This window comes from Fibrobacter sp. UWB1 (genome assembly GCF_002210325.1).
In the GTDB taxonomy this organism is placed as follows: Bacteria; Fibrobacterota; Fibrobacteria; order Fibrobacterales; family Fibrobacteraceae; genus Fibrobacter.
Window position 1 is genome coordinate 1 of sequence record NZ_MWQL01000003.1, and the last position, 14,167, is coordinate 14,167.

General features: G+C 49.6%; 4 protein-coding genes. 1 reads left to right on the forward strand and 3 read right to left on the reverse strand.

Annotation, left to right across the window (positions count from 1 at the left end; translation table 11 throughout):
• The first annotated feature begins 175 nt into the window (after window positions 1-175).
• Complete coding sequence (locus B7988_RS03240; RefSeq protein WP_088656809.1) at window positions 176-520, forward strand: hypothetical protein; 345 nt, start codon at window positions 176-178, stop codon at window positions 518-520.
• 91 nt (window positions 521-611) lie between these two features.
• Here B7988_RS03240 and B7988_RS03245 read toward each other — a convergent pair whose 3' ends face one another.
• Genes B7988_RS03245 through B7988_RS03255 form a run of 3 tightly spaced genes read right to left on the reverse strand, consistent with a single transcriptional unit; the run spans window position 612 to window position 12,585 of the window.
• Window positions 612-1,205, reverse strand: coding sequence for a hypothetical protein (locus B7988_RS03245; protein ID WP_088656810.1), 594 nt, complete (start codon window positions 1,203-1,205; stop codon window positions 612-614).
• Window positions 1,202-2,488 carry an ATP-binding protein gene (locus B7988_RS03250; RefSeq protein ID WP_088656811.1) on the reverse strand — a complete coding sequence of 429 codons (1,287 nt, stop codon included), beginning with the start codon at window positions 2,486-2,488 and terminating at the stop codon, window positions 1,202-1,204. Before B7988_RS03250 ends, B7988_RS03245 begins: the two co-directional genes overlap by 4 nt.
• A 23-nt stretch (window positions 2,489-2,511) precedes the next feature.
• Window positions 2,512-12,585, reverse strand: a complete 10,074-nt coding sequence (locus tag B7988_RS03255; protein WP_141225543.1) for a calcium-binding protein — start codon at window positions 12,583-12,585, stop codon at window positions 2,512-2,514.
• Window positions 12,586-14,167 lie beyond the last annotated feature (1,582 nt).

A 14,167-nucleotide genomic window follows, 5' to 3' on the forward strand; every position in this document is an offset into this window, starting at 1 on the left:
AGCCTAGATCTGATGTTGGAACAAACTATTTTTGCGAAAAACCCTTGACACTACCCATTTTAAAACCAGCGTGATTCACGTCACACTGCAAAGTTTTTTTGAATAAAGTTATTGGATTTACACCAATAAAAAGACATCTTTATACTATAAACAAATCAAAGCACAAGGAGATTCTATGTGGAATGATGATTACATGGAGAAAGCAGCAGAAATTTTCCAAAAAATCAATGACGATAATGACTCACAGTGGATGCTAATCTCTATCGACTCTGATTCAGGAGAATCGACAACACCCGAAAGAGATGAAATTTTCGGAAAGCATAATTTCTCTCGGGAATACAACGGAACACTGCTCCCAGAATCAACGTATTTAGGCAAAGTTCTCACGCAAGATGCAGGAGAATCCTTAATTGAAGAAATTTGGCAGGAACTTACGGACGCCAAACTTGCCCCGCGTCGAATTTGTGGCGGCATAATAAATGAACCTCTCATCATCCGAAGTCCTAATGATCCTGACTAAATTTTTTTTACGAAATTTTTGAAATAAACGGGTAAATTTGCAAAACTGGATAATTGGCCGAACCAATTTATACAAAACAGGCTACCGCAAATTAAAGGCCTTGCCTTACGATTTCCTGATAAACGAAGGGAGAGTCTTCTTTCAAGTCATCAAGCGAGACCTTTTTGTCGGCATACTTTTTGAAGTGTCTTTTTCTCATCTTGCGGCATTCGGGCCTGTCTAGTTGCAAAGCCTCTATCGTGTCCCAGCATTTCTGCTTATAGGTTTCATCATAACCGGGATTGGGGTAGATGGAGCCATCCGCAAAATTGATGAAGAACGAATCCTGCTTCATAAGCGGGTCAAACGGGTCCAAAGGCGGTACTTTGGTCCGTTTCTTGCGATTCTCGCCAAGACAACAAAATCGGTAATTACTCCATTCGTAAGCAAGCCTTTTTCCGTTTGTTGGATCTGATTTGGGGATAAAATGATCCACAGAATCGGCTCCATATACGGAATCAAAGTATATCGCCAAGTAAGCACAGGTATGGCCATAGAGATCAGCCATTTCACCTAGACACGCCGTCCAAAAATTTCTGTACTTGCTGGGATCCACATCTGGGTGCGCCTGTAGCCAAGCATTGCCCGGTTTACGCACTTTATCGTCAAAATCGGCAGGTTCTATCTGAGGCCTTACAGGAATCATTCTATAAAGCCCTTCTTTTTGCAAATGTGTCGAATAACGAATAAATCTTCGTCCAAAGGTGAAAGTTTCTGCAAAAGTTTATCATAAAGTCCGCGAATTCGCTCTGGGGTAGCCCCCGAATTCTCTCGCAGCGCATCGTTCATTTCTTTCAGCAATGCCTCGGATTCCGGCGAACGAGGAGAGGTCAAATCAAAAGCCTCGCTCGTGAGCCAAGAATCAGAAGAGCCCATCTTCTCGAACGGACGCTCCTCAAAACTGATTGCGCCACCATCGACGGAATCGAAATCGAACCACTTGTCAAGCGATTTGTCGAAGGTATCTTCGAGCGAAGTCATTACCAGGGCCGAATGTGTAGAGGCTATTACCTGCACATCGGCCCCCTCGCCATACATTTCACCAATAGCAGCAAGGATTGAATTGAGAACCTTCTTCTGCCAGCGCGGATGCAAATGGGCTTCCACCTCATCCATCAAGAAAGTCACCTGCGAAGCTGTCGGTACCCCGCGAATTTGAGACGCCTTGCGGTGTTCACTATAGGCCCAGGTAAGGCAGTAAGCCAAAGCAAGAATCCGGCGAATACCCGCAGACGCATGGAGCACAGGAACATCCCCATAAGGCATGGCTATGGTCGGAATGTCGCGAACATCGTCAACAGAAAGGCGCGTCGGTGCAGAAATCTTCAAATTGAAGTCGGGCGGGGATAAATTCACCAGCAAATTTTCAAGGATTCTAAACTCACCGCCCTTCTGGTCTTGCCACTTGAGCATATCCGCAAGCAAGCCATTACAGACCGACTTGTCGCCATCCTTCTGACCTTCCCATATCTCGCGCGAAGAGAATACAAACGCAGGCCTGCGTTCCTGAATGTCTGCGGTCGCCCCCTTCTTCCAATAGTTCCTGGCAGGGTCCCAGACGCAGAAACTACCATCAGCAAGGGCGTAAATAACAAGCCCTGCATTGTAGGGCCTGCCTACCTGACCTACCCACCCCTGTTCAGCACGGTCAAAGGTGGCCTTGTAGTCTACATGGTTATCGTGTTCGGTTGTCAGATTGAACCGAATAAAGGATTCAGAAGTTGGATCCTGCGGCCGACCCACAAGGCCCGAGAACAGGTTCTGGTTAACCTCGGCGGGCCACTTGCGGGTCATAGCATACCAGACCGTATCAAGGAAAAAAGTCTTGCCTAGACCGTTGTCACCAGTAAGAACATTCAGGCGCTTGGCAAAACTAACCGACAGCCGCTTAATCGGCCCGACATTTGTAGTTTCGAGAAAATTCAGCATTTGCGTTCCAAAGCTAGTAAAAACTAAATGAAAGTGAACCTTGCGTTACCGGCGGCAAGGGCGGTCACGCGAATCTCGTAGTAAGTGCCAGCGTTAGGATTAGCGGGTAGTTCCTTTTCGTTCCAGTAGGGGTTCGACACCGACTCCGTCACGGTGACACCGTCCACTACCCATTCAAGGGTAAGCGGAGGAATTGTGCCACCACCTTCCGTGCCAATCTGGAGCCGGTGCTGGTACCAGGGGGACGACGGAGTTATCCGCAACAGCACGGTATCGCCCTCGCGGAACTCCACCGGTACGCCCGCGGCGGGAACATCAATCGGTTCAGAGAGTTCGCCCGGTGTCACTTCCTGCTGCACGGTCCAGTCCTTGTCCGTCGCATCGGTGAACGTATCCGTGCCGCCGTTTGCAGACGCTTCGAGCGTCACGCCCGGCACATCGCCATCCTCGAACTTGTCCTGGATATCCCAGGCATCTACCGTGGGCGAACCGAGATACGCCGCATTGTCGGCCTGGTAGTTGTTGCTTTCGAGCACCGTTTCCACATCGGGGCGGAATACGCCCACGGGGTTGTTGTGCTCCAGCACCAGCGAGGCGTTGTCGCCAAGGGCGACATCGTCGCCCGAGCCGAGTGTCACCGTATCGAGCCCCTCGCCCGCCACAACCACGTCGCGGTCCATGCCCGTGTAAATGGCATCATCGGCACCGAGGGCATAAAGGCCATCGGAAAGCGCCAGGGACGAAGCCTCGTTCACGCGGTTGATGTTCGCGAAGTCCGCGAGGTCTTCCCCGGCGGCATACGGCACATCCATATCGAATGTGAGCGCGGCACTGTCGCCAAATACGAGGTCGCGGTCATGGTCGCCACCCACGGCGGCATCGGCCCTGCCCGAGCCCGCCACCACCTGGATAGCCGCAATCACCGGCATGTTCATGGGCCACTGGCCGCCTTCCGTGTGCAGGTTGCGGATGTACAGGTCGAAAGTATCGCCCGCAACATTGTGGAACACCACATAGTTGCCGATGAGTTCCACCATGGGGGTGGCTCCCACGGCAAGGTTCGCGAGCGCATCGCTACGGCTCCTACAGGTCGCCTCGCGATAGTCGCCGTCGAAGGCGTGACCCTTCCAGTCGTTCAGGTAGCGGCTACCATCCTCGGAACCCTGGATTTCGTAGATGTGGCTGTGGGCGTCCGTGTCGGAGTTGTCGGCACCCAGGTACACATACACGTCGCAGGTACCGCCCGCGCCACGGAACGAAGAAAGGTTCGTGAGCGAAACATGGATGTCCTGCTGTTGCTGGGCGGCCGTGTAGCCCGCGAACAGGCGGCTGTTGGCCGTGTCGCCGTCCAGTTCGGTAGAGGTGCGGAACACGAGGCTCCCGTTCTGTCCCTGGTCAGTCGTTCCCGAATCGTAGGAACTCAAAGAAATCCCGACGGAACTGTCCGTGACCGTGCCGCCTTCGCTGTAGCGCAGCACGGGCGTCGTGGAATTCTCGTTACCCTCGTGCGTGTACAGGTGGCCGTTGTACAGGTAGAGGTTGTTCCATCCGGTGTCGTGCACAACGCCCGCATGGCCCGAGGCCATGGTGGAATCGTCCGCGCCACGGGTCGTGAAGTTGACGCTCAGCACCTTGCGGCCATCCACCGTCGCATCCTTGAGCTGTTCCAGGTCGCGGATGGCGGCAGGGCCGTTCGCGGCGTCAAGGCTTTCCGCCGTAGCCTCTTCGCCAAAGAACGCCTGCGCGATGCCCAGCTGCGTGAGTTCGGACTGGCTACCCGCAAGAATCTTGTCGCCGCCGAGACCGCCAACAACCGTATCGTTGCCGTCACCAGTCACTATGCGGTCGTCAAAGCCGACTCCCTGGACAAGGTCTGCCGCGGCGGGGTCAAGGCTACGGGCAGACGACACCATGGTATCGCCAGTGCCCAGGCGATCCTCGAACCGGAGCGAGGCGCTGTCGCCGAACACAAGGTCGTTGTCGCGTATGCCACCCGCAAGTTCGCCGAAGGTAGCCATGTAGTCGCTACCGGCACCGCCCACGACGATGTCGTCGCCGCCACCCGTCGAGACGGTATCGTCGCCACCGAGGTTCAACTGCGTAGACACGGCCACATCCTGCGCATGCAGGTCGCCGCGCACCTGTATGGCCGCGATTCCCGGCAGGTTCTTGCCGTTGGGGTGCTGGTCGGGGAACGCGTCCTCAATAACCACGCGGAAGTTGTCGGCAAAATTGGCCGCAGATACCGTGAACACGGCATAGTTCGCGTAGGTTGCCGCGGATGCCGTCGTGGCTGTGGCACGCTCGTAGCCGCCGTCAAAATTTTCGCCTTCGGCATCGTCCACATAGAAGCTCTGCAGGGCATCACTGGAGTCGCCCACATACAGGCTCACCTTGCGCACGCTATGCACCGGCGCGGAATGGGAATCCGGTATATCCAGATAGACCACAACCCTGTATTCCGTAAAGTACTGGGCAAGGCCATCCACCACGACTTCGAGCCTGTTGTCGCACTGGGCGTTCGGGGCCGTGGTCATGAGGCCCGCGTTCATCAGCGCCGCATCCGCGTCGGTAGAGGCGTTCGCGAAGTTGTGGCCGTAGGCCTGCAGGTTGATACGGTTGTCGGTATCCGTGTTGCGGTGGCTCTCGATGCCACCGTAGCTCACGCTCACGGCGCTTGCGCGGGTGCCGTCGTCGAAGCGCACCACCTCGCGGTCATCGTTGCCGTAGGTGCCCGCAAGGTTCCCGCCCACATTGTTCCAGTTCGCCTTCGCGAAATCTGCCGCGCCCGCGACATCTTCCGAAGATAACCCAGTCTGCGAGGCTCCCTGGAAGTTGAAACTGAGGGTCGCCTCGGTGCGAACTTCGGGGGCGTTATCCTGCCCGAGGGCTTCGGCAATAGAGGCATGCCCGCCGAAGGTGGCATAGCCGTCATCGCCGAATACAAGGTCGTTGCCATTGCCAGTCGAAATGACTTCGTTCTCATTTTCATGCTTGCTAGTATCCGCAGGAACGGTTCGTGTTGCGTTCACCCCGCCGAAAACGACATTCCTGCCGTCGGCAAGGGTTATCACGTCGTTTCCGCCCTGGTTTTCCGTCACCGTGCGGGCAATGCTCGGGCCGCGGCGAACACCGTCGGTCTGCCAGTAGGCTTCGGAATCCTTGTTCTTGCCTGTAGCATAGTCGGAACCGCCAGCATTCCATTCTTCATCTTCCACATCAACGCCGGGTGTACCGGTCCTGTCGTCGCCGAGGCGTGTCACCACGTTGCCATCATCGTCGTGGTACAGCACCTGGCCACGGTCGCCGAAGACAAGGGAACTGTCGCTGTCTATGTCAATGGTATCGTCGCCGAGGCCACCGAACACGATAAGGCCTTCCTTGGTTACGTCCTCGCCGGAAGCATCCACGGTGTCGTTGCCCTCGCCAGCGTTGATCACCAGCTGGTCGTCTTCGCCATCCTGGTAGCTGTGGACATTGATCGTATCGCCACCTTCGCCGCTGTTCATCACGGTAAAGGTCTGGAATCCGTCCTCGCGGTAGATGGACTTGTAGATATCCACCGTGTCCGCGCCCGAACCCAGGTTGTATTCGCCGTATTCCATGTTGCCAGTGTTGATACGGTTCTCGTCGGTTGCCGCCAGGTCCTTATGGGTAAAGCGGAGCGACTCGGAGTCCGAATTGAACCATTCCGTGTCGGCCTGTTTTTGCACATCGGGCAGGGAATTGAGAATAACCGGCGAACCGCCCGCCACCGGAATCACGGACTGGTCGATGGTCCCGACAGATTCCAACGCCTGAAGGTCGTTCTTTACGCCCGCCTTGGCATTTCCCATGTTGTTGGTGAAAACACGGTCCACGCTCTGGCTCTCGTCAAATTGCGCTGCGGTCTGGGCAGCCGCGGCCCAGGCGGCAAGGTCCTCGGCAGATGCCGAATTTTTTTCGTCGTTGGTTGTCGGAGTCGTCGAAGTTCCATAACGGAGCATCGCGGGGCCGACATCGCCAAGGCTGAACTCCTTGCCCATGCCGTCTTCGTACAGGGCGCCCTTGATTTTTTCAATCGTGTTGTCCTGCATGTGCTGCGCGATTTCTTCCTTGGAGACATTCTGGAAGGAATTCTCCTCGTCATAAATCGTCACCTGCGGGTAAACGATGGAGCCGTCCACCGGCTGGAATGATACATTCCCCTTGAGGGAAACCGGCTTGAGCGAGACCTTGTCAAGGATAATTATCTGGGTACCCGCAGTCCTGTAGACATACCTGGCATTGTCCGCGTCTATGGTTCCAAGCAGACTCTCGGCACATACGGAATTTTTCGTCCCATCATCCGCAGACGTAAATTCAAGCATATCGGTCATGCCCTCGGTGCTGTAGGCCATCTGCACGACACTTTCATCATCCAGCAAGACTTCGCTATGCTGGTAGTTGAAATAAATCCTCGTGCCGGGCGTCAATCCCAGAGAATTTATATTTATTTTCAGCACTTCTTCATCGATAGACAATCTCCCCGCATCAATGGAAACGGGGGCCCCGTCCTGCATATACCAGGCATTTATCCCGCTCGTAGCGGGAGGCAACAGAAGATTGTCCACAGCGACTTCATTCCCAGTGGAAGCCGTCACGACGACTTCCTGCGTCACAGAGAACTTGTTGTCAACGGTCGTTTGCGTACCGGGTTCGTCAAGGAACACCAGCGCGTTCTTGCAGGTTTTCACCACGGACGCTTCCACGTTCGTCTGCGTCGCGGTCAGCGACACATTGTGCAGCAGCGAGAAGTAGTCGTCCCCTTCGCGCACCGCATCGCCTATGGCCTTCACCTTTACCAACTGCGGGGAATCCCAGGCGACAACGCCGTCGCCCGTCGCCGTGGCGGCGAACTTGAACGTTATTGACTTGCAAAGTTTTCCGCTTCCGTCCACAAGCCAGATTTCGCGGTCGCCGCGTCCATGCGCTTCCGTGGTCGCCCCGGGAGCGAATACCGTCACCGTAACGGTCTCGCCCGCCTTGGGAGCCCTATCAAGTTTCACCCTGTAGGCATTGACCGTGCTTCCGTTTTCGGGCAATACGGCCGTGGGCGTGTCAAGCACCTTCGTCGTGTCGTTCGCGTTCACGAACACGACATTGATGGCACCGGAATCCACCGCGGTCGCCGTCAGGAACGCGGGCATGTCGGCAGAACCTACACCACCATTGTAGAAACTGTCGTTACCCTTGTTGCCGTAGAGCTTCGTTATTTCCTTCGCTTCAGAATCAAGCACATAGAAGGAATCGTCGCCGTCGCCACCGTAGACATTCTTGTCTTCGATGCTCACCGTCTGCACATCGATCCCCTCGCCGAAAATCCGGCCGTGAGAAATCACAAAGGTGTCGTCCCCTTCGCTTCCGGCGATGCTCATCTTGTCGATACCCGCTCCGCCAATCAGCGTGACCGGGCCGTTCTCGACAATCGACGTGGTTTCGTTTTCAAGCTTTTCCTGGAACATGGCAACATTGAACGTGTCGTTGCCAAGGCCACCGGAAAGCGACACCGCCGCCTTGTTGTGCAACACGTTGAAGGTGTCGTTACCTTCACCACCGACAATGGACGTTGCGTGTTCTACGCCGTTACTCAGGTAGCCCTGGGTCGTCTCCGTCGTCCCGAAAACATCCTTGGGCTGCACGTTGCTGAGATTTGCGTCGGTCGTCCGTTTTGAATCGAACATCTGGCCGACCGTTACCGTATCGTTACCGGCACCAGCATCGATAGCGATTGTAGAAAGTGTCCCGTCAATGGAAATCTTGTCGTCTCCGGCACCGGCATTCACGGCGAGATTTTCGACACCGGTCTTTTCGCCACCCACGTTCCAAAAGTTCACGCGCTCGATCTGGGTCCTGCTTACAGGGCTGTTCGGGTCTGTCTGGATTTCCGGCAGTGACGCCACCATGCCCAGGCCGAGGTCCGACGCGCGAATCAGGAATTCATCGGCATTGACGGTTCCGTTGATGGTCAAGGAATCGGACGCGTCATTTTCACCCGAATCCATCACGTTTGTATAGGCGCGGTTGCCGCCCCCCATCATGTTCACGATGTAGGAATCGTCGCCGCTCTGGCCGTCCACGATGTCGCTGCCATTCCCGGCAATAATCGTGTCGGCCCCGCCACTTGTATTCGACTTCGCATCTGCCTTGATTCCGAAATTATTTACGAAAGAATTGATGCTCTCTCCAAATATGAGTCCCTGGTTCTTTCTCGCTTCGCTATCTTCCTGATTGGCAAATAAACCCGAAGTTCCCTTCTGGTCTGTCGCAAATCCATTAATTCCATCATCACCGAACACGATATCGTTCCCGGCACCACCATCAAGAGTGTCATTACCCTGACCACCGTAAACGATATCTTCGCCGGAACCGCCCGTTATGCGGTCGTCACCGGCATCGCCGTCGATAAAGTCGTTATCGGCACCGCCCTCAATGACATCGTTGCCGCCAACAAGTATTTCATTCTCCAGCAAATCAGTCTCATCCTTACCGTCATCGCCGAAGATGATGTCAGAACCGTTGCCACCGTAAATGTAATCCGTTGAATTAGACAGGCCCTCATTATCCTGGACTTTGGAGAGTTTGCTTAAAATTGCAGATTCTATCTTGGTTGTATCATATGAGTCATTAGTTTTTAATTCATCTTCATTTAACCCAAGTATTTTTGATAGAACCGTAAGTTTATTAACGTTTATTTGTTCTCCTGAATAAACAATGCTTTTAATTTTTTCAAAAGGCAGATTAACAAAATGCTGTTGAGGCGTTGTTAGCACCAATCCTGCACTGGAAAACAACGGATGTGAAGATTTGTCATTCTTGTAATCCGATGATAGATAGGCATAAGGCAGAGCACCTACTGTATTACCAGCACCAGCAATCACCATGTTCGGCTCAGCAGGCGTATCGCCAAATATGACATCGGCTCCATCATACCCGTAGATTGTATCGGTCCCGTTTCCGCCGATTAAGATGTCATTACCCTGACCACCATAGATTTCATCATCACCGCCAAGACCTTCAATCCAATCTGTTCCGGCACCACCATATAGGCAATCCAGGTATTCACTACCATATATTAAATCATCGCCACCTTCGTCAAACAAATCATAACGGCTAACTTCGAGGAGATTGTCTTCGTTGTATTCTATTCTACCACCATCGCCAAACAGATAGTTGGAGGTATTAGCGAAATCCCCGGCATAGAGTATATCGCTACCAGCCCCACCGAAGATGAAGTTTTTCCCCGCTCCACCAAACAAAACATTGGTTTCCGCAGAAGCTACATCGGGATAGGCCTCGGCAAGTTTTACCTTATCGTCGTCCTTTACAAATCGCGCGGTCTCTCCAAATATGAAGTTGTTGCCTAAACCACCAGCACCTTTGATAACATCAAGGCCGCTATCCCCGATTAATATGGCATTCCCATTTGCAGCAAGGGTCAACCCAGAGGCATCAATTAAATCTTTATCATCTCCACCATAAACTATAACATCTGCAGATACTTCCGTTGATGATTTTATGGTGATTGCGTCACGGCCTTTTCCCGCATAAACGCAGATGCCTTTCTTGGGATTACTTGAGTCTTTGTCAAGACTGATTTCTTCGGATGAATAATTTTCCCAAGAAACTTTAAACTTTTTCGCACCCGTAAATTCAATCGTTACGACATCATCGCCATCGCTCAGATTACCAGAATTCCTGCCTGCCGCAAAATCACCAACATTTACAACAAGGTAATCTCCATTGTCTGAAACAAGTGTTGGCGTATTAGATTTTTTAGAAGCGGTATCGAATAATTCAAACGCATCGCTACTCCACAAAGTCCATTTTTTTCGGCCAAAGAAATAATCCAAATATGCATAGGCTTCCACTTCTATATCAGCAGAAGCATCGAATATCATTATTGGATTCGTTTTCAACATATCCGCCATTTCGCCAAGGCGGATTTTTCCATCATTATTCGGGTCCTTAAAATCAAGATTCACATCCAGATTCAATCCTACATTGACGCCAGCACGCCCAGCAATACTTGCTCCCGCCGTTACACCGGAATGGAATACAACTTCGGCAAGGTCCTTGCCATCATCATTCCAGTCCGCAATAAAAAAGCCATCAATCAAAGCCGCATAATTCTTGTAGCCACTTTCTTTCCAACGGCGCAATCCGTGTGTATCATACCCAAACTCCAAGTCAATGCAGGCCCCGAAATTAAAACCAATGTCGGCACATAGCGGTCCCACAATCGGGTAACTATTTTTCCAGTCAAAGTCGAACCTTAGCGGTGACATGTCGTATGTCACCAAGGTAGATTCCCTACCCAGGAAAAGACCAACAATTTCAGTCAATGGGTTGGTAAGAATCGGGAAAGCAAACCCGCCGCCACCACTTGTTGAAAAAGAAGCGCTTGCAGAAGATGAACTTTGATGGTCTTCATTAATAATGCGACCCAAGTCACTCATAATGGCGTTAAATTTACTTTGATAGTTTCCCCAGTCAAAAGTATTCGTTGCAGAAGAAAGAGTAAACGTTTCACGAAGAGTTTGTATATACGAATCCAGATTGTCCGAAAATCCATTTAGGAAATTCATGCTGGATGTATTTGCTTCTGTTCTTTTTTGCCTATCCCCATTACTAGAATCATAACCATCAGCATCTTCATATAAAATTAGATCTGGCAACTTCAAGAGCAAATCACTACACAAATTATTGTTTGAGCCTTCATCGAATAATTTTACAATTCTATTAATTGCAATTATGTCATCCAAGAATCCAAAGTCCATATCGTTCTTGGAGCCATACATCTTGATAAGGTCAAGGACAGTAATCCGAATCTTGCCAGCAGGCAACTTGTTCAAAACAGGGATTTCAGCCTGCAAGAAATCAATTAACGGCTGTATGGGCCCTATTACGCTCTGAATCCTTTTGACCACAGACCCAAAAGTATCCGAGATAAAACTTCCTGCATCAAAGGTGGGATTACTCAAAGACAACAACTTGAGCCCATTATCTTCGCCACCACCAATTGAAGCAGACCAGTCAAGATTCAATTCAGCAGTCAACTTCGGAAATGCACTCGATCCATCCCCTATACCCAATTCTAATTCCAAACCATCAATATTAACACTTGCAAGCAAGTTTGCCTCTACAGAAAGTTCTGATGCGAGGCTATAGATATTTATTACAGAGTCTTTTCCATAATCATCTTTGCCATCCGTCTCAGCATCTACTGTTTTGTCATTCCTTCCATCATTCAAATCAACGCCAAGGTATGCAGAAGCCCCTGCAAAATTATGGCTCGTCGCCGTCATCTGTAAAAAGCCCAACGAGCCGTCTATTTCAAAGCCATCGTTCGTACTAACTGTAATCCAGACCTTCAAGTCGTCACCGACATGATTCGTTAAACCTTCTTTATTTTCTTCGTAATCGACACCGGATGTAGACCTGTTAAGAGCCTTATTTTCACCTTCTCCACTCCAAAATTCTTTTCCATTGGACAACAGGATAAATGCTCCTGTATTTTTGTTGACTCCAAATCCAATATCCAACATCCATTCTAAGGTAATTTTAAGTCCTCCTTCTGAACGGAGACCTAATCCAGGGAAACCTAAATCAAAATCGGCATTGCTGTCCAATTCGTACTGTCCACCTAAACGCAAGCGCCAGCCGGCCTCGTCCTCATTCTTATAATACTGAATTCCATTATAGCAATGAGTAAATTCCTTGTCAGCCCATGTTTCTGTCGCACCATTTTCCAAATTTGCCAAAGGCCTGTCTAATTCCGTTGCAAACAGATTGTATTGACTTAAAATATCATACAACTTCTCGGCAATCACGACTTCATCAACGTTTCGGGTACTATTCAGGAATTTACGGAGCGGCTCCACAAAATCGGAATCCAATCTGGTAAGACAATCCGCAGCGGCAATGATACGGTCCCCGATAAAAGGCACATTTCTCATTGAATCACGCAAGACTTCGCTATTCAAGCCACTAATCGCCTTGCGCAAAAGTTGCGAGAGCCCATCGCCAACCAAAGCCAGGTTGTCGAACAGGTTAAAACGGGAAAGAGATATATCCAATTTATGTAAATCAACATAAATTGGAGAATTACCTTTTATTGTATCGGCTTCTTCGTCCGTTTCGCTTAAGTAAATCAACTGTGGCGTTAGCGAGGACAAGTCACCTAAATTCAGCAGATTTATGGAATTATTCCCGTAACTTGAGCCAATCTCAATGGAACCTGCGTCCGCCCCAAGCAAAGAAAGGTTAAGCAGACCATCAACTTTCAGGGAAGCTTCCTTACATTCAAAGAACGTATTTGTTCCAAAACCAAATTTACAAGATGCTCCGACATCAATATAGCTACCTCCCGTTATTTCGAGAAGCGACAAGGATTGTTCTCCATCAATATTAACATTAATCTTACCAGAAAGTGGATTTTGTGCTATCGTAAAAGAGGCATCTACCAACGGATTTGTTTGATTGAAGACAATTGATACGTTTCCATTCGAGCAAACAACTTTCGCCTGCAAATTAAAATTCAAGTGACCGTTTAAAGCCACATCAATTCCGCCTCCGATAAAGGATAAAGGACCACCGAGATTTCCTAGTGTAATTTTCTTATCCTTTATGGCATAGGACCATCCAAAATTCAAAACGATGGCATATGTTTCGTTAGATTCAATCATCGACAAAACACAACCTATACCAGTTCTAGCAGACAACTGTTCCACAAAATCTTGGAGAGTAAGGGAATCAGCCTTGTTCATCAAATTATACAGTTCATACAATTTTGTATCAAGGCCAGCAAGTTCTATAAAAGAATGGTCAATGAATGGAATCTTCGAAGACAATAAACTTTCTGAAACAAGACCATCAAAAGTTGTTGAAGTCTCACCTATTTTAGGCTTACCTAAAAATTTTTCACCGAACTCGTCGCCTAATTGTTTCAAAACATCATGAGCGGTTGTTATAGACAAGTCTTTCAAAGCGTATTCATTCGTAAGAATTCTGCTCCACGATATAATACTTGCCTCAGAAACAACACCTTCAGTAGATGGCAAATCATTTAAGGAAATTGAGCCCAATTCGCACGAATCTACTTCTTCAAGAACTAGGGTGCCGCCTTGTGTTTTTGACACGGTGACGGAAACACCTTGTTCATAACCATCCTTTATGCTTTGAATCAGCGTGGTTAACGATGTATTCATCGACTCAAATACATCGGACGCATTTAAAGAATTAAGCGAATTTACAACCTGTTTAAGGATGTTTACTTGTGTTGTTACTGCTAATATATTTTCTTGTTTTTGAGGATTATTCAAAAAAGATCTAAACACACTCAAATCAACATTTTCAAGTGCTGTGCGTACGGAAGAAAAAGATGATAGAGCCTGGTTTATTGATGACTGTTGAGATTCAACAAACGACGCATATTTTGTATTTTCTTCAGAACTTAAATATTTCAAAAATTCTGCCACATATTCGCTTAAATCATGTATTGCAAGAATAAACGAATTAGCAGAATTATATAAATTAGAAAAATCATTCAATATAGAAAGATTGATTTCATTTGGATTAAATGCCAAGCATAATTCATTTAATTTATTGTAATGTTCTCCTACGGACTGTATTTTTTGAATAATCAAATCATTTGCAGCA

Bases quoted from the DNA above. Each gene is read 5' to 3' on its own strand.
- B7988_RS03240 (WP_088656809.1), top strand. From the start codon at position 176: ATGTGGAATGATGATTACATGGAGAAAGCAGCAGAAATTTTCCAAAAA.
- B7988_RS03245 (WP_088656810.1), bottom strand. From the start codon at position 1,205: ATGATTCCTGTAAGGCCTCAGATAGAACCTGCCGATTTTGACGATAAA.
- B7988_RS03250 (WP_088656811.1), bottom strand. From the start codon at position 2,488: ATGCTGAATTTTCTCGAAACTACAAATGTCGGGCCGATTAAGCGGCTG.